The organism is Micromonospora sp. NPDC004540, from assembly GCF_040610095.1.
Classification (GTDB): domain Bacteria; phylum Actinomycetota; class Actinomycetes; order Mycobacteriales; family Micromonosporaceae; genus Micromonospora.
In genome coordinates this window covers 16,432-35,312 of sequence record NZ_JBEXLR010000063.1, presented here as the reverse complement: position 1 = coordinate 35,312, position 18,881 = coordinate 16,432, and the positions used below count along the sequence as shown (strand labels likewise).

General features: G+C 75.7%; 21 protein-coding genes. 11 read left to right on the top strand and 10 right to left on the bottom strand.

Features of this window, described 5'->3' with window-relative positions; genetic code table 11:
- From ABZV78_RS20685 to ABZV78_RS20660, 6 genes are all read left to right on the top strand, one after another.
- Positions 1–510, top strand: a 510-nt coding sequence (locus tag ABZV78_RS20685; RefSeq protein ID WP_355640809.1) for a methyltransferase domain-containing protein, incomplete at its 5' end; no start/stop codon positions are given.
- A 55-nt stretch (positions 511–565) separates the two neighbouring features.
- Complete coding sequence (locus ABZV78_RS20680) at positions 566–1,567, top strand: hypothetical protein (protein ID WP_355640807.1); 1,002 nt, start codon at positions 566–568, stop codon at positions 1,565–1,567.
- A complete protein-coding gene (locus ABZV78_RS20675; protein WP_355640805.1) occupies positions 1,564–2,217 on the top strand; it encodes a hypothetical protein in 654 nt (217 codons plus the stop codon). Before ABZV78_RS20680 ends, ABZV78_RS20675 begins: the two co-directional genes overlap by 4 nt.
- Before the next feature lie 15 nt (positions 2,218–2,232).
- Entirely contained in the window at positions 2,233–3,135 is a 903-nt protein-coding gene (locus tag ABZV78_RS20670; protein ID WP_355640803.1) for an inositol monophosphatase family protein, read from the top strand.
- 100 nt (positions 3,136–3,235) lie between these two features.
- On the top strand, positions 3,236–3,868 hold the full coding sequence (locus ABZV78_RS20665; RefSeq protein WP_355640801.1) for a M23 family metallopeptidase: 633 nt from the start codon (positions 3,236–3,238) through the stop codon (positions 3,866–3,868).
- 82 nt (positions 3,869–3,950) lie between these two features.
- The gene (locus ABZV78_RS20660) at positions 3,951–4,460 is read left to right on the top strand and encodes a hypothetical protein (RefSeq protein WP_355640799.1); all 510 of its coding nucleotides are present in this window, start codon (positions 3,951–3,953) and stop codon (positions 4,458–4,460) included.
- Here the strand turns inward: ABZV78_RS20660 and ABZV78_RS20655 are convergent.
- Complete coding sequence (locus tag ABZV78_RS20655; protein ID WP_355640797.1) at positions 4,457–5,251, bottom strand: NAD(P)H-binding protein; 795 nt, start codon at positions 5,249–5,251, stop codon at positions 4,457–4,459. The genes ABZV78_RS20660 and ABZV78_RS20655 overlap by 4 nt on opposite strands.
- Positions 5,252–5,411: 160 nt before the next feature.
- Between ABZV78_RS20655 and sigJ the strand changes: the two genes are divergently transcribed.
- Entirely contained in the window at positions 5,412–6,290 is an 879-nt protein-coding gene (gene sigJ, locus ABZV78_RS20650; RefSeq protein WP_355640795.1) for an RNA polymerase sigma factor SigJ, read from the top strand.
- Between the two features lie 40 nt (positions 6,291–6,330).
- Here the strand turns inward: sigJ and ABZV78_RS20645 are convergent, their stop codons facing one another.
- From ABZV78_RS20645 to ABZV78_RS20630, 4 genes are all read right to left on the bottom strand, one after another.
- Positions 6,331–7,230 (bottom strand): GNAT family N-acetyltransferase, encoded by a 900-nt coding sequence (locus ABZV78_RS20645; protein ID WP_355640793.1) that lies wholly within the window; start codon positions 7,228–7,230, stop codon positions 6,331–6,333.
- Between the two features lie 410 nt (positions 7,231–7,640).
- Positions 7,641–8,270 carry a class I SAM-dependent methyltransferase gene (locus tag ABZV78_RS20640; RefSeq protein WP_355640791.1) on the bottom strand — a complete coding sequence of 210 codons (630 nt, stop codon included), beginning with the start codon at positions 8,268–8,270 and terminating at the stop codon, positions 7,641–7,643.
- Positions 8,267–8,953, bottom strand: a complete 687-nt coding sequence (locus tag ABZV78_RS20635; protein ID WP_355640789.1) for a DUF2064 domain-containing protein — start codon at positions 8,951–8,953, stop codon at positions 8,267–8,269. Before ABZV78_RS20635 ends, ABZV78_RS20640 begins: the two co-directional genes overlap by 4 nt.
- Complete coding sequence (locus ABZV78_RS20630; RefSeq protein ID WP_355640787.1) at positions 8,950–9,624, bottom strand: glycosyltransferase family 2 protein; 675 nt, start codon at positions 9,622–9,624, stop codon at positions 8,950–8,952. Before ABZV78_RS20630 ends, ABZV78_RS20635 begins: the two co-directional genes overlap by 4 nt.
- A 145-nt stretch (positions 9,625–9,769) precedes the next feature.
- On the opposite strand from ABZV78_RS20630, the gene ABZV78_RS20625 reads away from it, so the two are divergent.
- Positions 9,770–11,233 (top strand): hypothetical protein, encoded by a 1,464-nt coding sequence (locus tag ABZV78_RS20625; RefSeq protein WP_355640785.1) that lies wholly within the window; start codon positions 9,770–9,772, stop codon positions 11,231–11,233.
- Positions 11,234–11,332: 99 nt separating this feature from the next.
- On the opposite strand, the gene ABZV78_RS20620 is transcribed toward ABZV78_RS20625, so the two are convergent.
- The 3 genes from ABZV78_RS20620 to ABZV78_RS20610 all read right to left on the bottom strand — a co-directional run bounded on the left by ABZV78_RS20620 (position 11,333) and on the right by ABZV78_RS20610 (position 14,195).
- Entirely contained in the window at positions 11,333–12,394 is a 1,062-nt protein-coding gene (locus ABZV78_RS20620; RefSeq protein ID WP_355640783.1) for an NAD-dependent epimerase/dehydratase family protein, read from the bottom strand.
- Between the two features lie 126 nt (positions 12,395–12,520).
- On the bottom strand, positions 12,521–13,603 hold the full coding sequence (locus ABZV78_RS20615; protein ID WP_355640781.1) for a questin oxidase family protein: 1,083 nt from the start codon (positions 13,601–13,603) through the stop codon (positions 12,521–12,523).
- Between the two features lie 10 nt (positions 13,604–13,613).
- Positions 13,614–14,195, bottom strand: a complete 582-nt coding sequence (locus ABZV78_RS20610; RefSeq protein WP_355640779.1) for a dihydrofolate reductase family protein — start codon at positions 14,193–14,195, stop codon at positions 13,614–13,616.
- Between the two features lie 102 nt (positions 14,196–14,297).
- Between ABZV78_RS20610 and ABZV78_RS20605 the strand changes: the two genes are divergently transcribed.
- The 3 genes from ABZV78_RS20605 (at position 14,298) to ABZV78_RS20595 (ending at position 17,166) form a co-directional block, all read left to right on the top strand.
- Entirely contained in the window at positions 14,298–15,317 is a 1,020-nt protein-coding gene (locus ABZV78_RS20605; protein WP_355640777.1) for a DUF5937 family protein, read from the top strand.
- A gap of 87 nt (positions 15,318–15,404) precedes the next feature.
- On the top strand, positions 15,405–16,724 hold the full coding sequence (locus ABZV78_RS20600; RefSeq protein ID WP_355640775.1) for a molybdopterin-dependent oxidoreductase: 1,320 nt from the start codon (positions 15,405–15,407) through the stop codon (positions 16,722–16,724).
- A complete protein-coding gene (locus ABZV78_RS20595; protein WP_355640773.1) occupies positions 16,717–17,166 on the top strand; it encodes a hypothetical protein in 450 nt (149 codons plus the stop codon). The genes ABZV78_RS20600 and ABZV78_RS20595 overlap by 8 nt, the downstream gene beginning before the upstream one ends.
- Before the next feature lie 9 nt (positions 17,167–17,175).
- On the opposite strand, the gene ABZV78_RS20590 is transcribed toward ABZV78_RS20595, so the two are convergent.
- Entirely contained in the window at positions 17,176–17,499 is a 324-nt protein-coding gene (locus ABZV78_RS20590; RefSeq protein ID WP_355640771.1) for a nuclear transport factor 2 family protein, read from the bottom strand.
- A 68-nt stretch (positions 17,500–17,567) separates the two neighbouring features.
- The gene (locus ABZV78_RS20585) at positions 17,568–18,800 is read right to left on the bottom strand and encodes an SLC13 family permease (RefSeq protein ID WP_355640769.1); all 1,233 of its coding nucleotides are present in this window, start codon (positions 18,798–18,800) and stop codon (positions 17,568–17,570) included.
- Between the last annotated feature and the right edge of the window lie 81 nt (positions 18,801–18,881).

Below are 18,881 nucleotides of genomic sequence, written 5' to 3'. Positions count from 1 at the left end.
CGGCGAGCCGCCGGCGGCGCGGCCCTGCCGGTCTGCCTGGACGCCACCCGCGGCCTGCCGTTCCGCGCCGGCAGCTTCGCGGGTCTGCTCACCGGCGAGCTGATCGAGCACGTCTACGACCCCCTCGCGCTGCTGCACGAGTGCCACCGCGTGCTCGCCCCGGGCGGCCTGCTGGTGCTGACCACCCCGAACCTGGCGCCCGCGCAGGACCGGCTGGCCTTCCTCGCCGGCCGGGCGCCCCGCCAGGTCGACCCCCTGCACCCCTACCTCTGGCTGCACATCCGGCCGTTCACCGCCTCCCTGCTGCGGCGGGTGCTGTGCCGGGCCGGGTTCGCGCCGCTGGCGGTCCGCTCCAACCAGGTCGGTTGGCGGCTCCCGGGTGGACGCTGGGTCGCCTCCCGGCTGCTGGCCCGGGTCGCGCCGGGGCTCGGCGGCTCGCTGATCTGCGCCGCCCGGCGCACGGCGGAGGCGCCGTCACCGAGGGGTACGGGGCAGCCGAACAGCGCGTGATGGTGATATTGACAAAGGGCTATCATGGAGGTTCCGTCGTCGACCGGGGGATGTCATGACGCGCCTGTTCACCTGGGTCGTCAACAATCTCGACGCGTTCATCGGCCTGCTGCTGGCCGTGACCGTGGCCATCCTCGGCCTGACCAACACGGTCAGCCAGGACGTGGTCAACAGCGCGATCCTGCTGGTCCTCGCCGTGCTCGCCCAGGCCGTGCTGCGGGACCGGCTGCGCCGCGAGACCGCCCAGCAGGAGGTGCGGGAGGTAATGCGGGACACCCGGTCGAGGCTCACCGAACTGGTCCCGCAGATGCACGAGATCACCGGCCCCGAGGGGGCGCTGAACCGGGCCCGCGAGGCGATCGACAGCGTCTCCATGGTCCGGGTGCTGCACGGCAGCGAGGTCGGGCAGGCCCTGGCCGAGGCGCGCCGGCACACCGACCGGTGGAACTTCAAGGGCGGCACCGGCACCTACACCCGGGCCGTCACCCTGCCGGAGTGCCTGGAGCACGCCCGCCGGCGCAACGCCACGCTGCACCTCGCCATCGAGATCATCGACCCGACCGACGAGGAGGTCTGCGAGCGGTACGCGCGGTTCCGGCGCAGCCTCGACCCGGACGCGCCGGGGGAGCGGTGGACCGTGGACCGCACCCGCAAGGAGTCGTACGCGACCGTGCTGGCCGCCTGCTGGCACCTGCAACGATCCGGGCTGCTCACCGTCGAGGTCCGGCTCTCCGCGCAGATGACCACGTTCCGCTACGACCTCTCCTCGTCCTGCGTCATCATCACGCAGGAGAACCCGCAGACCCCGGCCCTGCGGATCGACCGCAAGGAGCTCTACTACAACCGGTTCAACATCGAGTTGCAGTACAGCCGCGAGCAGAGCCGGCGGGTGCCCGTCGAGGCCGCCGCGCCGGTGAAGCTGGACGACGAGCCCTCGGTGGAGCAGGTCCGCCGGCTGTTCACCACACTCGGGCTGCCGCTACCCCGGTCCTTCGGCGACCGGGAGGTCGCCGACATCGTGAGCCGGGCCATCCAGGCGAGGAACCCGTACACATGATGAGCTACGCCGACCTGGAACGGGAGATCGACCGGGGCGCCCGGCCGGAGCTGCTGCGCGGCTGGGTGCTCGACGTCCTCGACGACGTCGCCGAGGGACGGCGGCCGCTGCTGGCCGTCCGGCACCCGCTCGGCTTCACCTGCCTGCCGGTGGAGCGCACCGGCCCGGACGGGATCTGCGTGCACGCCTGGCCGGCGGACCCGCCGCCTGTGCGGCCGACCACCTCGACCATGCACTCGCACAGCTGGGACCTGCTCAGCCACGTGCTGCACGGCACGGTCCGCAACGAGCTGATCGAGGTGACCGAGGCCCCCGCCGACCCGGCGTGGCGGATCTACGAGGTGCACAGCCGCGGCGACGTGGACGAGATGGCGGCCACCGACCGGTTGGTCACCGCGGTGACCGCCACCGTCGAGAGCCACTCCGCCGGCGACTCGTACGCGCTGCGCGCCGGCGGGTTCCACACCTCGGAGGTCGACGCCGGCGAGCCGGCGGTGACCGTGGCGCTCGGGCGGACCACTCCCGGCGTGTGCGACCTGAGCCTCGGCGCGGTGGACGGGCGCAGCCACCGGGTACGCCGGGACCGCTGCGACGCGGCGGAGACGGCACGGATGGCGCGGGACATCGCGCGACTGGTGGCACGGGGCTGACTGGCTGGAGGAGCCATGGACGTGGAGCCGAACAGAGGCGGGCCCGACCTGCGCGACGCGCACCGGTTCGCGGTGGAGGCGGCCCAGGCGGCCGGCCGGCTGCTGCGCCGGGGCACCCGGGGGGAGGTGCACGCCCGGGCCAAGAACGGCTCCGGCGACCTGGTCACCGACCTGGACCTGGCCGCCGAACGGCTGATCGTCGACCGGATCCGGGCCCGCTGGCCGGAGCACGGGGTGATCGCCGAGGAGGGCGGCGAGTATGCCGCCGACAACTCCTGGGCCTGGCTGGTCGACCCCCTCGACGGCACCAACAACGTGGCGATCGGGCTGCCCGCGTACGTGGTCGGGATCGCCCTCTGCGACCGGGGCTCGCCGGTGCTCGGCGTGGTGCACGACCCGGTCGCCGGGCGCACCTGGTCCGCCGTGCGCGGCGGCGGCGCCTTCGTGCACGAGTCCGGGCCGGCCTTCCGCCCGCTGCACGCGCCGCGCCGCCCGGTGCCGACCGCGCCGGTGCTGGCCTGGACCCAGGGGCACGAGGTGGCCCGCGACGACAGCACCGCCCGCGCGCTGAAGGTGGTGCTCGACACCACCGCCCGCCGGGTGCTGCAACTGTGGGCGCCGCTGCTGTCCTGGGTGATGCTGGCCCGCGGCGACATCGACGGGATCGTCGGCTACCGCCCCGAGGCGGTCGACCTGCCGGCCGGGATGCTGCTCGCCGCCGAGGCCGGCATGGTGGTCCGGGCCCTCGACGGCGGCTGCTTCGACGACCGCTACGGCTGCCCGGCGGACCGGCGTAGCTTCGTGGCCGGCCCGCCGGAGACCATCGACCGGCTGGTCAAGCTGGTCACCGCGGCACAGTGGATCGAGCCGCAGGTCCGTCAGCTCACCCCGATCAGCCTCAGCACCGTGGGCTGGTGAGCGGTCAGCGTCGAACCCGGGCTGAAAACCGGCGGGAGGGTTCGCCGGGTTCGGCCCACCAGCGCCCGCGCCGTTGTCGGTTTCTGCCATGCTCGGGGCGATGACGACCGGCCAGCGACGCAGACGCCGCACCCTTCGCGTCCTCCTCGCGCTCGGCGGGGTCGCGGCGCTTCTCGCCATCGCCGTGGTCATCGTGCCGCTGCTGCGCCCGCCGGGTCCACGCCCGCCGTTCCAGCTCCCCGTGGCCTGCGGCGAGACCTGGCGGCTGGGCACCTACCCGGGCCACGACAACTACGACATCGACCTGTTTCCCACCGCGGGTGAGGCGTGGGGGCGGCCGGTGCTCGCGTCCGAGGACGGCACGGTCACCGTGGCGGGGATCAACGGGTCGCTGGGTGGGCGCACCCCGGGCAACCCGAAGGGCCCGCGCGGCCGCGGCGGAGGGTACTGGGTGAAGATCGACCACGGGGGCAGGTGGGAGACGCAGTACCTGCACCTGCTCGAACCGCCACTGGTCCGGGCCGGCCAGCGGGTCGCCCGGGGCGAGCAGCTCGGGCGGGTGGGCAGCACCGGCGACTCCGGCGCACCGCACCTGCACTACGAGCAGCACCGGGGCCGGGAGAAGGTCGAGACCTGGTTCGACGGTTCAGCGTCCGGCATCACCCACGACGACACCGAGTACAGCGTCACGCTGACCAGCAACAACTGCCCGGCGGAGCCACTCGACCGATGAGTTTCGCGTCGCCGCGTCGTCCGCATCTTGGAACGTCCTCCTGCCGCGCAGGTGGGAGGCCCGAGACGAGATGGTGAGGAGCGTGCACACCGTGGACCAGGAGAACGTGAGCACCACCCTGACTGTCGCGGTGCCCGCCGCGAGGGTGTTCGCGGTGCTGGCGGACCCGGCGACCCATTCCGCGATCGACGGCACCGGCTGGGTTCAGGAACCTGTCGACCGGGCGCCGCTGACCGAGGTGGGGCAGATCTTTCGGATGGACATGTATCACGCCAACCATCCGAACGGTGACTACCAGGTGGCGAACAAGGTCCAGGTGCTCGACCCGCCGCGCGCCATCGGCTGGCTGACCGGGGAGGAGAAGGGCGACGGTCGCCTGGAGTTCGGCGGCTGGATCTGGCGTTACGACCTCGCGCCGCTCGGTCCGTCCGAGACCGAGGTCACGCTCACCTACGACTGGTCGGCGGTGCCGCGGTCCATCCGGGAATACATCCAGTTCCCGCCCTTCGGCCCCGAGCATCTCACCAACTCGCTGCGCCACCTGGCGGAGCTCGCCGCCGCACCGTCCCCGGCCAGGACGCCCGGCGGCTAGGCCGTGCGGCTGCGCGTCCCGGCCGCTGGCTGCCGCAGCCGCTCCGCCAGGAAGGCCTCCCAGGTCCGGACCCCGAGGGTGGCGCCGGGGCGGGCGAGGTTGTCCCCGTTCCGGTAGGCCCGGCCGGCCTTGCCGGGCAGCCGGACCGGCAGCCGCAGCCGCCGCCGGCCGACCGCCGCCAGGTAGCCGGTGACAAGCTCGTCCAGGCCGTACACCCGGGGGCCGGCCAGCTCGGGCACCAGGCCGGCCGGCGCGCCCAGCGTCAGCTCGACCAGCCGGGCCGCCACGTCGCGGGCGTCGACCGGCTGCAAGCGCAGGCCGCCGGGGACCGGGACCACCGGCAGCTTCGCCAGCTTCTCCACCATGGTCAGCACCAGGTCGTGGAACTGGGCGGCGCGCACCGTCGTCCACGGCACACCGGACCCGGCGACGGCCCGCTCGGCGTCCAGCTTCGACCGCAGCCAGGCCAGCGGCACCCGGTCCGCCCCGACCACCGAGATGTACACGAGGTGCCGCACGTCCGCGCGCCGGGCGGCGTCGACCAGGTGGCGGGTGGCCACGTCGTCGCCCTTGGGGCCGCCGGCCAGGTGCAGCACGGTGTCGACCCCGTGTACCGCCGGGTCGAGGCCCGCGCCGGTGAGCAGGTCGGCGGTGACGTGCTCGACGCCGCCGGCCGGCCGGCCGCCGCGCCGGCTGAGCACCCGCACCGGGTGGCCGGCCCCGCCCAGCAGCGGCACGACCAGCCGGCCGAGGGTGCCGGTGCCGCCGGTGACCAGGATGGGTGCGTTCATGTCGTCCTCCGTGTCTGACAGATCCGCTACGTTGCGGGCTTCACCGGCTCGACCACGGGCGGGCGGGAAGTGTGACCGGAGTGACCGGGGTCACCCCCCGTCACACCGGCGGGCCGGGCCGGGTCGGTCAACCGGGAACCCCGCGAGGAAGGACTGGGACATGGGCGAGGACACCTGGCTGGCCGAGCGGTTCGAGCAGCAGCGGCCGCAGCTGCGGGCGGTGGCCTACCGGATGCTCGGCTCGCTGAGCGAGGCCGAGGACGCCGTGCAGGAGACCTGGTTGCGCCTCGCCCGCACCGACACCGCCGGGGTGGACAACCTGGCCGCCTGGCTGACCACGGTGGTCGCCCGGGTCTGCCTGAACACGCTGCGGGCCCGCGCCGCACGCCGAGAGGACCCCCTCGACGTACGCCTGCCCGACCCGGTCGTCGACGTCGCCGAGCCGGACGCCGATCCCGCGCGGGCCGCGGTGCTGGCCGACTCGGTCGGGCTCGCGCTGCTGGTGGTCCTGGACACCCTGGCCCCGGCCGAACGGCTCGCCTTCGTGCTGCACGACATGTTCGGCGTGCCCTTCGAGGAGATCGGCGCGCTGGTCGACCGGTCGCCGGCCGCCGCCCGGCAGCTCGCCAGCCGGGCCCGCCGCCGGGTCCGCGGCCAGGCGCCCGCCCCGGACCCGGACCTGACCCGCCAGCGGGAGGCGGTCGACGCGTTCCTGGCGGCCGCCCGGGAGGGCGACTTCGACGGGCTGGTCGCCGTGCTGCACCCCGACGTGGTGCTCCGCTCCGACGGCGGGACCGCCCGGGCCCGGCACTCCACGGTGCTCACCGGCGCGCGGGTGGTGGCCGCGCAGGCCACCACGTTCGGCCGGTTCTCGCCGTTCGCGCGGCCGGTGCTGGTCAACGGCGCCGCCGGGGTGCTGGTGAGCGCGGCCGGCCGGCCGCTGTCGGTGATGGCGTTCACGGTCACCGACGGGCGGATCGCCGCCATCGACGTGATCGCCGACCCGGAGCGGCTGGCCGCGCTCGACCTCGACCACTGATGCCGGCGGGCGGCGCGGGGCCGGCCGGCCCGGGTCGGTGTCAGGCGACGATGACCAGGTTGGCCATGTCGACCACCGGCCGGTAGCCGAGGTTGGCGTAGATCCGGTTCGAGGTCGGGTTGGCCTGGTCGGTGAAGAGGCACACCCGGGCGCCCTCGGCCCGCAGCAGCCGGGAGACCTCCGCGACCGCGTTGCTGGCCCAGCCCCGCCCGCGCTGCTCCGGCGGGGTGTACACCGGGCCGATGCGCGCGACGCCGAACGACGGTGGGATGGCGGCGGTGAGGTGCACCCGTCGGCCCGCCGCGTCGGTCCAGAACCACAGCCGTCCACCCCGGATCCGGCGCAGCAGTTCGGCGCGGTCGGGGGTCTCGTGCGCGCTGACCCCGCGCGGGCGGCCCGCCTGCTCGTCGGCGTCGGCCATGAACGCGGCGAACCACTCGACGGCCAGGTCGGCGTCGTCCTCGGTGGCGAGGGTCAGCGCGCCGGGCACCCGTGCCGGACCTACCAGATCGCCGAGCTCGTGCAGCCGGGTGTGCTGGGCGACCTCGACCCGGCCGCCGCCGAGCCGGGCCACCTCGCCGACGCACCGCCGCACGGCGGGCAGCGCGCCATTGACGGCGCGCACCTCCTCCCCGCGCTCGTGCCACACCCGGGCCAGCGCCACGGCCGCCTCGTCGGGCATCGGCAGCAGGAACGGCGGGCGCGGCGCGAAGGGCGCAGCGCGCATCCCGGCACCGACCACCGCGCCGGACGCGTCCCGGACCACCAGCCACCAGTCGTCCTCCGGCGGCGGGACCCCGTCGGCACGCCGGGCCAGCCGCCCGCTCGCGACGGTGGCCACGACGGTGCCGACCACCGGGTTCGCCGCCAGGTGGTCGCCGGCCGCGGCGAGGAACTCGCCCGGATCGGCGTGGAAGTGCAGGGTAGGGGCGTCGCTCATGCGCGCACGGTAGCCCGCCGCCGTGGTGCGGCCGTACCGGATTTCCGGCGGGTGTTTTCTGGACTTGCCGGTCCACTTTTGCCGAGCCACAGTGACGTCAGGCGGTCGGGCCCGGGCCGGTCGCGGAGTTGTCCACGAGTGATCTGGTCAACGGGCTGCTGGGGCGCTGGGAGAACGCGATCGCCGACGGCGTCCGGCACATGCAGTCGACCGGCGACATCGCGCCCGAGGTGGACGCGGGCCGCGCCGCCGCGGCCCTGCTGGCGGGCATCCAGGGTGGCGTGCTGTTGCTGCTGCACACCGGGCGGACGGACCATCTGGCGGCCGCCCTCGACCTGGCCCTCGACGCCCTGCGCGGCCGGGGGGGCCCTGACCGGCGTGCCCCGTCCAGTCGGGTGCCGGCCGCCGCGTCAGCCGGTGGCCAGCTCGGCGAACCAGCGCCGGCCGGCCGGGTGGAGGTCGCGGACCACCAGGCCGGCCGCCGCGGCCGGCTCGTGTACCGCCCGGGTGTCCAGCCGCGCCCAGCCGAAACTCGGCCCCCGGCGCCGCCCGGACACCACCCGCGCCCGGCCCTGCCAGGTGCCGCTGCCCGGCGGGTCCAGCTCGACCAGGACCGTGCCGTCCGGTCGGAGCAGCTCGCGGCACCGGCGCAGCAGCCGCCCCGGGTCGCCGCCGATGCCGATGTTGCCGTCCAGCAGCACCACGTGCCGCCACCGGCCCTCGGCGGGCAGCGGGTCGAAGAGGTCGGCCTCGATCGCGACGGCGCCCCGCGCCCGGGTCAGCGCCACCGCCCGGGACGAGACGTCGATCCCCACCGTGGTCAGCCCGGCCCGGGCCAGCGCCACGGTGAGCCGGCCCGGCCCGCAGCCCAGGTCCAGCGTCGGGCCGGCGCAGCGGGCCACCACCGCGGCGGTCGCCGGCTCGGCCGGCCCGTGCCACCGCTCCACCGGCAGCCGGTGGCGCGTCCCGTCGGCCTGCACCAGCCAGTGCGCGTCGGCGTCCCGGTGCCGCAGCACGGTGGCGAAGCCGTCCGCCGTCACCGCCGGCCCCCGACCGGCCGCGCGCGCCGCAGGGCGGCGACCTCCCGGGCGAACCGGCCGGTGGGGACCAGGCCGGTCACCGCGAGCGCGTCGGCCCAGTCGTCCACGTCGCGCAGCACCGGCAGCGTCCCGACCCGCAGGCCGCGTCCGGCCAGCGCGTCCCGGGTACGCCGGCCGGTCTCCGGGGTGGACATCGGCACCCCGCGCAGCGCCGCCGCCTGCCGGGGGTCGCGCAGCCCCAGCGCCCACCAGCCGCCGTCCGCGGCCGGGCCGAGCACCGCGTCGGTCGCCGTCGCGCCGAGTCGGCGTACGGCGGCGGCCAGCAGCGCCTCGGTCAGCTGCGGGGTGTCCATGCCGATCTGGAGCACCGGCCGCCCCGGGTACGCGGCGGCCACGTCGGCGTGCGCGTGCGCGAGCCGGTCGGCGAGGTCGTCGCCCCGCTGCGGCAGCACCGGCCAGCCGGCGACCGCGGCGGCCAGGTCCGGCCCGTCCTCGGCGTCGGCGAACCGGCCGGCGAGCGCCAGCACCGGCACGGCTCCCGGGGTGGCGGCGACCGCGTCGAGGGTGTCGCGCAGCGCGGCGGCGGCGATCCGGGCCGCCTGCGCGGGCCCGGCGGGTGGGCAGAGCCGGGTCTTGACCGCCCCGGCCACGGGCGCCTTGGCCACCACCAGCAGGACGGTCACGGCCGACCGTCCACGTTGCGCAGCACCGCCAGGAAGTCCCGGGTGGCGCGGACCGTGCCGCGCACCGAGCCGGAGACCTTGGACCGGGTGCCGGCGGCGCGCGGGGCGTAGCGGACGTCGCGCTCGTGGATCCGCCAGCCGGCCGCGGCGGCCCGGATCATCAGCTCGAGCGGGTAGCCGAAGGCCCGGTCGGTGACGCCGAGGGCGAGCAGGGCGTCCCGCCGGGCCACCCGGATCGGGCTGAGGTCCCGCAGCGGCACCCCGCGCTGCCGCAGCAGCGCGGCGACCAGCGCCGTGCCGGCCCGGGCGTGCCACGGCCAGGCCCCGGCGGACACCGGCCGGCGCCGGCCCACGGCCAGGTCGGCGGCGCCGGCCGCCACCGGGGCGACCAGGGCGGGCAGCTCGCCCGGGTCGAAGGAGCCGTCGGCGTCGAGCACGCAGACCAGCTCGGTCTCGGCGTGTTCGACGCCGGTGTGCACGGCCGCCCCGTAGCCGCGGCGGGGCTCCCGCACCACGCGCGCGCCGTGCCGGGCGGCCACCTCCGGCGAGCCGTCCCGTGACCCGTTGTCCACCACGATCGCCCGGTAGCCGGGCGGCAGCGCGGTCAGCACGCCGGGCAGGGCGGCGGCCTCGTCCAGGCACGGCAGCACCACGTCGATCTGTGTCGGCATGCGGCCGACGCTAGGCCGGTGAACGCCCGGCCAGGCCCCGATCGTGCTTACGGAACCCTTACCGAGCAGGCATTTCTTACCATCCGGTGACGTGCCGCCCGTTCGGCCGACGCGGCGGCGCGACGGGTCGTACCGTCCGGTCGTCATGAGACCCGCGGCCACCCTGCCCCGCGTCCCCGGCCCGCGGCGGACCGCCCCCGGGCACCGGGGCGACCTGGTCGCGCTGGCCGTCGAGGCGGTGCTGCTGGCCGCCGCGGTCGCGGTCGGGCTGGTGCTCAACCGGCGCGGCGTGGGGCTGCACGCGGACGCCGCGCCGCTCTACGCCGTCTGGCGGCCGCACGCGGGCTGGGGCACTCCGCTCGCGGTGCTGGTCGCGGTGGTCGTGCTCGGGCCGGGCCTGGCCTGGGCGCGGACCGCCCGCTGGGGTCCGCTGCTGGCCGCCGGCTGGCTGGCCGCGGTGGCGTGGACCCTGTCGCTGGCCCTGGTGGACGGCTGGTCGGCCGGGCTGGCCCGGCGGCTCACCGCGCAGGCCGAGTATCTGCACGAGGTGCCGGGCGTGGCCGACATTCCCCGGATGCTGGCCGGCTTCACCGACCGCATCCTCGACTTCCAGCCCGACTCCTGGTCCACCCACACCGCCGGGCACCCGCCGGGGGCGCTGCTGGTCTTCGTCTGGCTGGACCGGATCGGCCTGGGCGGCGGCGCCGCCGCGGCGCTCTGCTGCGTGCTGGTCGGCGCGACCGCCGCGGTCTCGGTGCCGGTCACCCTGCGCGCGCTGGGCGCCGCCGAGGCGGCACGGGCGGTGCTGCCGTTCCTCGTGCTGCTGCCCGGGGCGGTCTGGCTGGGCGCCTCCGGCGACGCGGTCTTCACCGGTGTGGTCGCCGCCGGCCTGGCCCTGCTGGCGGTACGCGGGCCGGTCGCCGCGCTGGCCGGCGGGGTGCTGCTCGGCTTCGCGCTGCACCTGTCGTACGGGTTCGTGCTGGTCGGGGCCCTGGCGGTGGCCGTGCTGGCGCTGCGCCGGGACCGCCGCCGGGCCGCGCTGCTCGCCGCGACGGCCGGCGTCGCCGGCGTCACGGCGCTCTTCGTGCTGGCCGGCTTCCGCTGGTGGGAGGGGTACGACCGGGTGGTCGAGCGCTACTACCAGGGCTGGGCGGCCGACCGCCCGTACGCCTACTGGGTCTGGGCGAACCTGGCGGCGCTGCTGCTCTCCGCCGGGCCGGTGCTCGGCCCGGCGCTGCGCCGCACGGCGCTCGCGGCTCGGGCCGCCTGGCGATCATCCGGCTCCGTGCGGGGCGGCCCGCTCGGTGACCGGGTGCCCGACCGGCCGGACGCCGGGCTCGGTGGCGCCGTCCGGCTCGGCCGGCGGTGGGTGGCGCGGGTGGCGGCGCTCGGGCCGACCGTCCTGCCGCCGGCCGCCGCCGCGCTGGCGGTGGCCGCCGCCGACCTCTCCGGGATGAGCAAGGCCGAGGTGGAGCGGATCTGGCTGCCGTTCGCGGTCTGGCTGCTGGTCGCCGCGGCCCACCTGCCGGCACCGACCCGCCGCTGGTGGCTGGCCGCCCAGGCCCTCACCGCACTGACCGTCAACCACCTGCTCTTCACGGTCAGCTGACCCCCGCCGGTTGCCTCGCCCGATCCGGCGATCATGAAGTTGGCGGTGATGAATCGGGCGGATCGTGCCGCCAACCTCATGATCGACGGGGGAGAGGGGTCAGGCGGGCAGGGCGGCGGGTTCGCGGAGAGGGTCGGTGGCGAAGGACGTCACGCCTTCAGTGAAGGTGACGCGCGCGGTGTAGTTGAGGAGGTTGCGGGCGCGGGTGGGGTCGGCCACCACGTGCCGGACGTCGGCCGCCCGCGCGCCGCCGACCACCTCCGGCTCGGGGCCGCCCATGGACCGGGCCAGGGCGGTCGCCAGGTCGCCGACGGTGTGCGGCTCGCCGGAGCAGACGTTCACCGGGACCAGACCGTCCGGCGTGGGCGCGGTGAGCGCCAGCAGGTTGGCCCGGGCCACGTCGGTGACGTGCACGAAGTCGCGGCGCTGCCGCCCGTCCTCGTACACCCGGGGCGGCCGGCCGTCGGCGAGCGCCGAACGGAACAGCGAGGCGACCCCGGCGTACGGGGTGTCGCGGGGCATCCGGGGACCGTAGACGTTGTGGTAGCGCAGCGCCCACACCCCGCCCCCGGTCTGCCGGGCCCAGGCCGCGGCGTAGTGCTCCTGCGCGAGCTTGCTGGCCGCGTACGTGCTGCGCGGCTCCAGCGGGGCGTCCTCGGGGACCAGGGCCGGGTCGAGGGTGCCGGCGCAGTCCGGGCAGGTCGGGTCGTAGCGGCCGGCGGCCAGGTCGGCGGGGCGGCGCGGGGAGGGGCGGACCACGCCGTGCCGGACGCAGGTGTAGCGCCCCTCGCCGTAGACCACCATCGAGCTGGCCAGCACCAGCCGGGACACCCCGGCCCGGTGCATCGCGGCGAGCAGCACCGCCGTGCCGTGGTCGTTGTGGCCGGCGTAGTCGGGGGCGTCGGACGGGTCCAGCCCGTGCCCCACCATGGCCGCCTGGTGACAGACCGCGTCCACCCCGGACAGCAGCCGGTCCAGCAGCGCGACGTCGCGGACGTCGCCGACCACCGGGTCGTGCGGCCGGGACCACTCCGGCAGCGAGCCGCCGTGCGCCTGGGGGAGCAGCGCGTCCAGGCAGACCGGCTCGTGCCCCTCGGCGGCCAGCAGGTCCGCGACGTGCGATCCGATGAAGCCGGCCGCGCCGGTGACCAGTACCCGCATGCGGCCCACGCTAGGGCACCGGGCGGTTCGGGTCGGGCGGTTCGGGTGGACGTCAGCGATCCGTAAGAGCCTGGCAGCGGATCCCTCGACGATCGACGATGGCGCCGGCCCCGTGCCCCCCTCGCGTCAGGGACGGTCGATCAGCTCGCCGACGTGCAGGGTGGCGGCGAGCAGGTCGGGGTCGCCGGTGCGGTCGTACGACTCGACGGCCGTGTCGGCGAACTTCAGGACGTGCTCGTCGCCGTGCTCGGCGGCCCGCTGGAGCGCCTCCTCGCGGGTCAGCTCGGACCAGCGCCGGACGACCTCCGCGCGCGGCGCCGGCCGGGCCGGGGCGTAGGTCGCGATGACCGCCGCCACGGCCGCCCAGGCCGATGCGAGGCTCGGCAGCCACTGGTCGGTCGGGAGGACCGGGAGCACGTGCCGCACGGCGTTGGGCGCGGTGGCGGCATGGACCAGCAGGACCGGCGAGCCGTGGCCGAGCCCGAGGTAGGCCCCGGCGGCGCTGTCGACGAGCGACTCCAGCCGCGCCGGGACCTCCTCGGCGGACGTCGCCGGCTCCAGTGCGCGCAGGCTCGCGGTCCAGCCCGGGCTGCGCTCGAGCCGGTCGAGCCGGTGGGCGATGAAGCCGCTCTGGTCCGTCAGTCGGGTGACGGCCGGCAGGGCCCGTCGTGGGGTGAGGGTGCCCTCCGGCGCGACCACTCCGGCGAGCTCGCGGTAGCGAGCCGCCCAGAACGCCAGCCCGTGGGCCAGCTCGTCGAGGGTCTGGCGGGCGGGAGCGCGACCTTCGCCGCGCAGCGTACGCACCGCGTGGCCGACCCGGATCACCCCGTGGGTCGAGCCGGCCACGATGCCCGGCAGCAGCCGTGGCCACCACTCGGCGAGCACGTCCCGCCACGGGCGGTCGGTCAGCTCGTGCCGGAAGTACGCGGCCCAGTCGGGCAGCCGTCGCGCCTGGCCCAGCGCCGAGCGCCACTCGCCGGGCCGGATGGCCGCGCTCGTGCCGGGCAGCTCCGCCAGGCGGCGTACGTAGCGGTCGAGCCAGCCCTCGACGTCGACGTCGAGCCCGCGCCGGACCATGACCTCCACGGCCATCGGGCCGTGGTTGGTCAGCCCGTGGTTGCCCTCCTCGTCGCCGCCGAACTCCGGCCCGTACGCGTGCAGCCGTTCGTACGCCGCGGCCAGGGCGTCTGCCGTCGTTTCGCGGTTCATGGCGGCCACCTCAGCGGACCACGTCGTAGACGAGCTTGACGATGCCGTTGGCGTAGGTCTCGGACTCGACCACCCTCAGCATCTGCTTGTCCCGGTCGGTGTCGCTGAACATCCGCTTGCCGGCTCCGAGCAGGATCGGGAAGACCAGCAGGTGGTACCGGTCGATCAGGCCGGCGTCGGCGAGGTTCCGGGCGAGGGTGGCGCTGCCGTGGACGACGATGGGGCCGCCGTCGGTCTCCTTGACCGTCGCGACGTCCTCGAGGGAGCGCAGGATGGTGATCTCACCCCAGTTGCCGACGAGGGCCTCCGGGTCGAGGGTGGTCGAGACGACGTACTTCGGCAGCTCTTTGAGCGCCGCGAAGTCCGCCATGTCCGGCCACAACGGCGAGAACGCCTCGTAGCTGGTTCGGCCGAACATCAGCGCGGTGGCCTCTTCGGTCTCCCGGCCCTTGAGCTCGTACGCCTCGGGCACGAACTCGATGTCCCGGTAGGTCCAGCCCCCGCTGCGGTGGGCCTCGGTGGGGGTGCCGCCGCCGGGCGAGTCGACGACGCCGTCCAGCGAGACGAAGGCGGTGTAGATCAGCGTGCGCATCTTCGATGTCCTTTCGGTGGTCCGAGCGGATGTCCTCAGTCTTCGGTGGTGTCACGCGCACGGCCACGATTAGGCTCAGACCTAATCGGGAGGCCTGGCCGCGTGATCCACCTGCACTTCACGGCGACGGACCTCACCCGCGTGCGCTTCGCCGCCTCGCCCCTCACGGAGACCGTCGCCAGCCTGCGTACTCTGGCCGCCGGCCGGCAGGGGCCGCACCTGCACCGTCCCTGGATCGACCGGTTCGCCGAGCGAGCGGGCCGGCTGCGCGAGCGCGACCTCGACCTGCTGCGGGCGCTGGTGCGCCCGGCGGGCTACCTCCCCGACTTCCTACTGCCACCGCCGGGCCGCCGGTCCTCGACCTTCGCGGACGCGCTCGCGCAGGTCGCCGACGCCGATCCGGAGATCGTGGCGCGGGAGTTGGCGCACCTCGCGACCCACCGGATCGCCCAGCAGGGGCCCGGCCGCGAAGGCCGGCGCGCCCTGCTCCAGGCGCTGGTGGACCGTCCGGACGCGGGCATCGGCCCGGTCACGGAGGCGCTCGAGGCCTACCACCGGGTCGCGATCGCCCCGGACTGGCCGCGGATCGACGCGCTGCTCAACGACGACATCGCCTACCGACTCGACGCCCTGGCCGACGGCGGCGTCGACCGGATGATGAGCAACCTGCACCCGTCGGTCACGTTCGCCGACGAGACCCTGAGCATCGTCAAGTACTACGAGGGCCACGCCGACTGCGGCGGGCGGGGCCTGCTCCTCGTGCCGTGCGCCTTCGCCTGGCCGGACGTCCTGGTGCGGACCGCGCAGCCCGAGCCACCCAGCGTCTCCTACTCCCCGCGCGGCCTCGGCCGGCTCTGGGAGGAGCACCCCGCGCAGGCCGGCTCCGCGCTGGCCGGCGTGCTCGGACAGACCCGGGCCGGCCTGCTGGCCCAGCTCGACCTGCCGATGTCGACCAGCCAGGCCGCCACCCAGATGGCGCTCTCCGCGCCGACCCTCAGCGTGCACCTCCAGGCGCTGCGCGCCGTCGGGCTGCTCAGCTCGCGCCGGGCGGGCCGGCAGGTGCTCTACTCGCGCACCGACCTCGGCGACCGGCTGCTCAGCGAGGCAGGCCGCCAGCGGTAAGCGTTCGGTAATGCGGCAAACCGGAACGCTTGCCGGCACCGGCGTCTAGCGTCTGGCTGGAGCCCGGTCCGCGCCACAGGAGGAGACGTGCCCGCCAGCCCACCCCCGCCGGACGACGCGCCGGCCGCCGCCCCGGCGGCGCTGTGGCGAGGGCTGGCCCGGCACCGCCCGCCCGGGGTGGACGCCGCCGACCGCGCCTGGCGCAGCCCGGTCCGTGGGCCGTGGCTCACCTCGGTGCTCGGCGCCGTGCTGCTGGCCACCCTGCCCCTGGTGGTCGTCACCGGGCTGCTCGACTGGATCGCCTACGGGCCCCGGCTCGGCCAGGCGTTCCCCCGGGACGTGGGCTGGCTGCACCCGCCGGTGTTCGACTGGCCGACCCGGCCCGCCTGGCTGTTCCGCCTCACTCAGGGGCTGCACGTGACGCTCGGGATCGTGCTGGTGCCGGTGGTGCTGGGCAAGCTCTGGTCGGTGGTGCCCAAGCTCTTCGACTGGCCGCCGGCCCGCTCGACCGCCCAGGTGCTGGAGCGGCTGTCGCTGCTGCTGCTGGTCGGCGGCATCCTCTTCCAGACGGCCACCGGCCTGCTCAACATCCAGTACACGTACCTGTTCGGCTTCGACTTCTACACCGCCCACTGGTACGGCGCGTGGATCTTCACGGCCGCGCTGGTCACCCATGTGGCGATCAAGCTGCCCCGGCTGGTCAGCGCGCTGCGCGGGCCCGGCTACGCGCGTACCCCGACGGGGCGGACCCGGCCGGAGCCGGCGGATCCGGACGGTCTGGTGGCCCGGCGGCCCGGGCCGGCGACGATGAGCCGGCGCGGGGTGCTGGCCCTGGTCGGCGGCGGCGCGCTGCTGCTGGCGGCGCTGACCGTCGGGCAGAGCGTCGACGCGCTGCGCCGCACCGCGCTGCTCCTGCCCCGGGGCCGGCGCGTCGACGACGGGCCGACCGGCTTCCCGGTCAACCGCAGCGTCGCGGCGGCCGGCGTGACCCCGGAGCAGACCGGGCCCGGCTGGCGGCTCACCCTGCGCGCCGGGAACCGCACGGTCACCCTGGACCGGGCCCGGCTGCTCGCGATGGGGCAGCACACGGCCGTCCTGCCGATCGCCTGCGTGGAGGGCTGGTCCACCACGCAGACCTGGACCGGGGTCCGGCTGCGCGACCTCGCCGCCCTGGCCGGGACGGCCGGTCCGGCCACCGCGCGGGTGCGGTCGCTGGAGCGCGCCGGCCTGTTCCGCGAGGCCGTCCTGCACGGCGGCCAGGTGACCGATCCGGACGCGCTGCTCGCGCTGCGGGTGAACGGCGTCGACCTGAGCCCCGACCACGGCTACCCGGCGCGGATCGTCGTGCCGGCGCTGCCCGGGGTGCACTGCACCAAGTGGGTGGCGGAGATCGTGTTCGATGGCTGAGTTCCGGCGGGCCTACGGCGCCGCGCCCTGGCACCTGCTGCTCCTGGCGGGCTGCTTCGCGGTCACCGGCTGGATCGCGCTGCGGCTGGCCGGTGAGGCGTCGGCCGGCCGGATGCTGCTCTGGTTCCTGGGCGCGGTGATCGCGCACGACCTGGTCCTCTTCCCGGTGTACGCCTCCGTCGACCGGGCGCTGCGCCGCGCCCTGGGTCGGGGTGGCGGCCCGTCGGCGCTGAACCACGTCCGGATCCCGGCGCTCGGGGCCGGCCTGCTGCTGCTGGTCTATCTGCCCGGGATCCTCGGGCTCGGTGACGGCACCTACCGGGCGGCGACCGGCCTGGCGCCCCGGGCCATGCTCGGCCGGTGGCTGGCGGTCAGCGGAGCGCTCTTCGCCGCGAGCGCGCTGCTGTACGCAGCCCGCCGGCTCGCTCGCCGGGCCCCCTGACGGCGACGGTCAGGGGGCGATGCGCAACTTGCGGATCTGCGTGCCGTCGTAGTCTTCGAACCGGAACCGAAGGCCGGCGAACGGGCTGCCGGGGAAGTCGCCGGTGATGGTGGCGGTCACCACCGTGCCCGCCGGGGTGTCCTCGACGTCGGTGATCTCGTAGGAGACCAGGGGCGTGTCGCGGCGCCAGGCGCGGATCTCCTCGATGCCACGGTGGGTCCTCCCCTCGTCCTCGACCACGGCGTCGTCGGCGAAGAGGGCGAAGTAGGCGTCCCTGTCCGGCTGGCCGGCGAGCGCGAAGTAGCGGCGGACGATCTCGGGTGCGGTGTTCACGATCCTGATCCTGCCCGGCGGGTACGACGAAAACGCCCGGTTCGCAGGCATCCGGCCGAGCCTCCGGGTCAGGAGCCCGGGCCGACCAGCAGGGCGGCCACCGTGGCCGCGGTGGCCAGGACGGCGAGCGCGGCGCTGGTGGCCACGAACCGGCCCAGCGGCACGGCCACCCCGGCGGCGCGACAGCGCTCGTACCAGATCAGCGTCGCCAGCGAGGCCCACGGGGTGGCGAGCGGGCCGACGTTGGTGCCCACCAGCAGGGCCAGCAGCTGGGTGTGGTTCCCGGTGACGATGACCGCCTCGCCGGCCAGGTACGCGGGCAGGTTGTTGACCACGTTGGCGAAGAGCGCACCGACGCCACCGGCCCGCAGCGCGCCCGCCGCGCCCGGGTCGGCGCCGATCAGCGTGCCCATCACGGTGTCCAGGCCGTGCCGGCCGATGGTCTGCACCACCAGGAACAGCCCGACCACGAAGACCAGCAGCCGCCACGGGATCAGGGCGAGCCGCAGGCTGCCCCGGGCGCGCACCGCGAAGCCGGCGACCAGGATCGCGGCGGCCACCCCGGAGGCGACGCCGATCTCGACACCGACCAGGATCCCGGCAACGAAGAGCAGGCAGGCGGCGAGCGCGGTGCGGTAGAGCACCCGGTCCGGCGGCACGTGCGGCGGCGGCGGGACGAACGGGTCGGCGCCGGCCCGGGCCGGCCGCCAGTACCACCACCAGAGCAGCGCCATGGTGATCACGATGGCCACGAGCTGCGGCCACCACATCCGGGCCGCCCAGGGCACCGGGTCCAGGCCGACCCGGTCGCTGGCCAGGATGTTGGTCAGGTTGGACACCGGCAGCAGCAGGCTCGCCGTGTTGGCCAGCCAGACCGTGGTCATGGCCAGCGGGGTCGGCGGCACGCCCAGCTTGCGGGCCAGGGCGATCATCACCGGGGTGAGCAGGACGGCCGTGGTGTCCAGGTTGAGCGCGATCGTGGTCACCGAGGCGAAGCCGACGCAGAGCCAGAACAGCGCCCGGTAGCTGCCCCGGGCGGTGATCGCCACCCGGGCGGCGAGCGCGTCGAAGACCCCGGCCACCGCGGTCAGCTCGGCCAGCACCACGACCGTGCCCAGGAAGATCAGGATGGGCACGATCCGGCGTACGGTGGACTCGGCGTCGGCGCGGGGGAGGAGTCCGGTGAGGACGCAGAGGACGCCCACCACGGCCAGCCCCAGCGCGATCCAGTCCAGGATGTGCAGTCGGCCCCAGCGGGTCCGGTCCGGTGCGGCGGACGGCGGCTCGCCCACGGTCTCCACGAGGGATGATCCTCGCACACCCCCGCCCGGCCGGACCGGCCCGACGCGGCCGCCGCAGCGGCTGCCGAGGGTGTCCACGGA

Excerpts from the sequence above, each read along its gene's own strand:
- ABZV78_RS20680 (WP_355640807.1), top strand. The coding sequence starts at position 566 with ATGACGCGCCTGTTCACCTGGGTCGTCAACAATCTCGACGCGTTCATC.
- ABZV78_RS20675 (WP_355640805.1), top strand. The coding sequence starts at position 1,564 with ATGATGAGCTACGCCGACCTGGAACGGGAGATCGACCGGGGCGCCCGG.
- ABZV78_RS20670 (WP_355640803.1), top strand. The coding sequence starts at position 2,233 with ATGGACGTGGAGCCGAACAGAGGCGGGCCCGACCTGCGCGACGCGCAC.
- ABZV78_RS20665 (WP_355640801.1), top strand. The coding sequence starts at position 3,236 with ATGACGACCGGCCAGCGACGCAGACGCCGCACCCTTCGCGTCCTCCTC.
- ABZV78_RS20655 (WP_355640797.1), bottom strand. The coding sequence starts at position 5,251 with ATGAACGCACCCATCCTGGTCACCGGCGGCACCGGCACCCTCGGCCGG.
- sigJ (WP_355640795.1), top strand. The coding sequence starts at position 5,412 with ATGGGCGAGGACACCTGGCTGGCCGAGCGGTTCGAGCAGCAGCGGCCG.
- ABZV78_RS20645 (WP_355640793.1), bottom strand. The coding sequence starts at position 7,230 with ATGAGCGACGCCCCTACCCTGCACTTCCACGCCGATCCGGGCGAGTTC.
- ABZV78_RS20630 (WP_355640787.1), bottom strand. The coding sequence starts at position 9,624 with ATGCCGACACAGATCGACGTGGTGCTGCCGTGCCTGGACGAGGCCGCC.
- ABZV78_RS20625 (WP_355640785.1), top strand. The coding sequence starts at position 9,770 with ATGAGACCCGCGGCCACCCTGCCCCGCGTCCCCGGCCCGCGGCGGACC.
- ABZV78_RS20620 (WP_355640783.1), bottom strand. The coding sequence starts at position 12,394 with ATGCGGGTACTGGTCACCGGCGCGGCCGGCTTCATCGGATCGCACGTC.
- ABZV78_RS20615 (WP_355640781.1), bottom strand. The coding sequence starts at position 13,603 with ATGAACCGCGAAACGACGGCAGACGCCCTGGCCGCGGCGTACGAACGG.
- ABZV78_RS20610 (WP_355640779.1), bottom strand. The coding sequence starts at position 14,195 with ATGCGCACGCTGATCTACACCGCCTTCGTCTCGCTGGACGGCGTCGTC.
- ABZV78_RS20595 (WP_355640773.1), top strand. The coding sequence starts at position 16,717 with ATGGCTGAGTTCCGGCGGGCCTACGGCGCCGCGCCCTGGCACCTGCTG.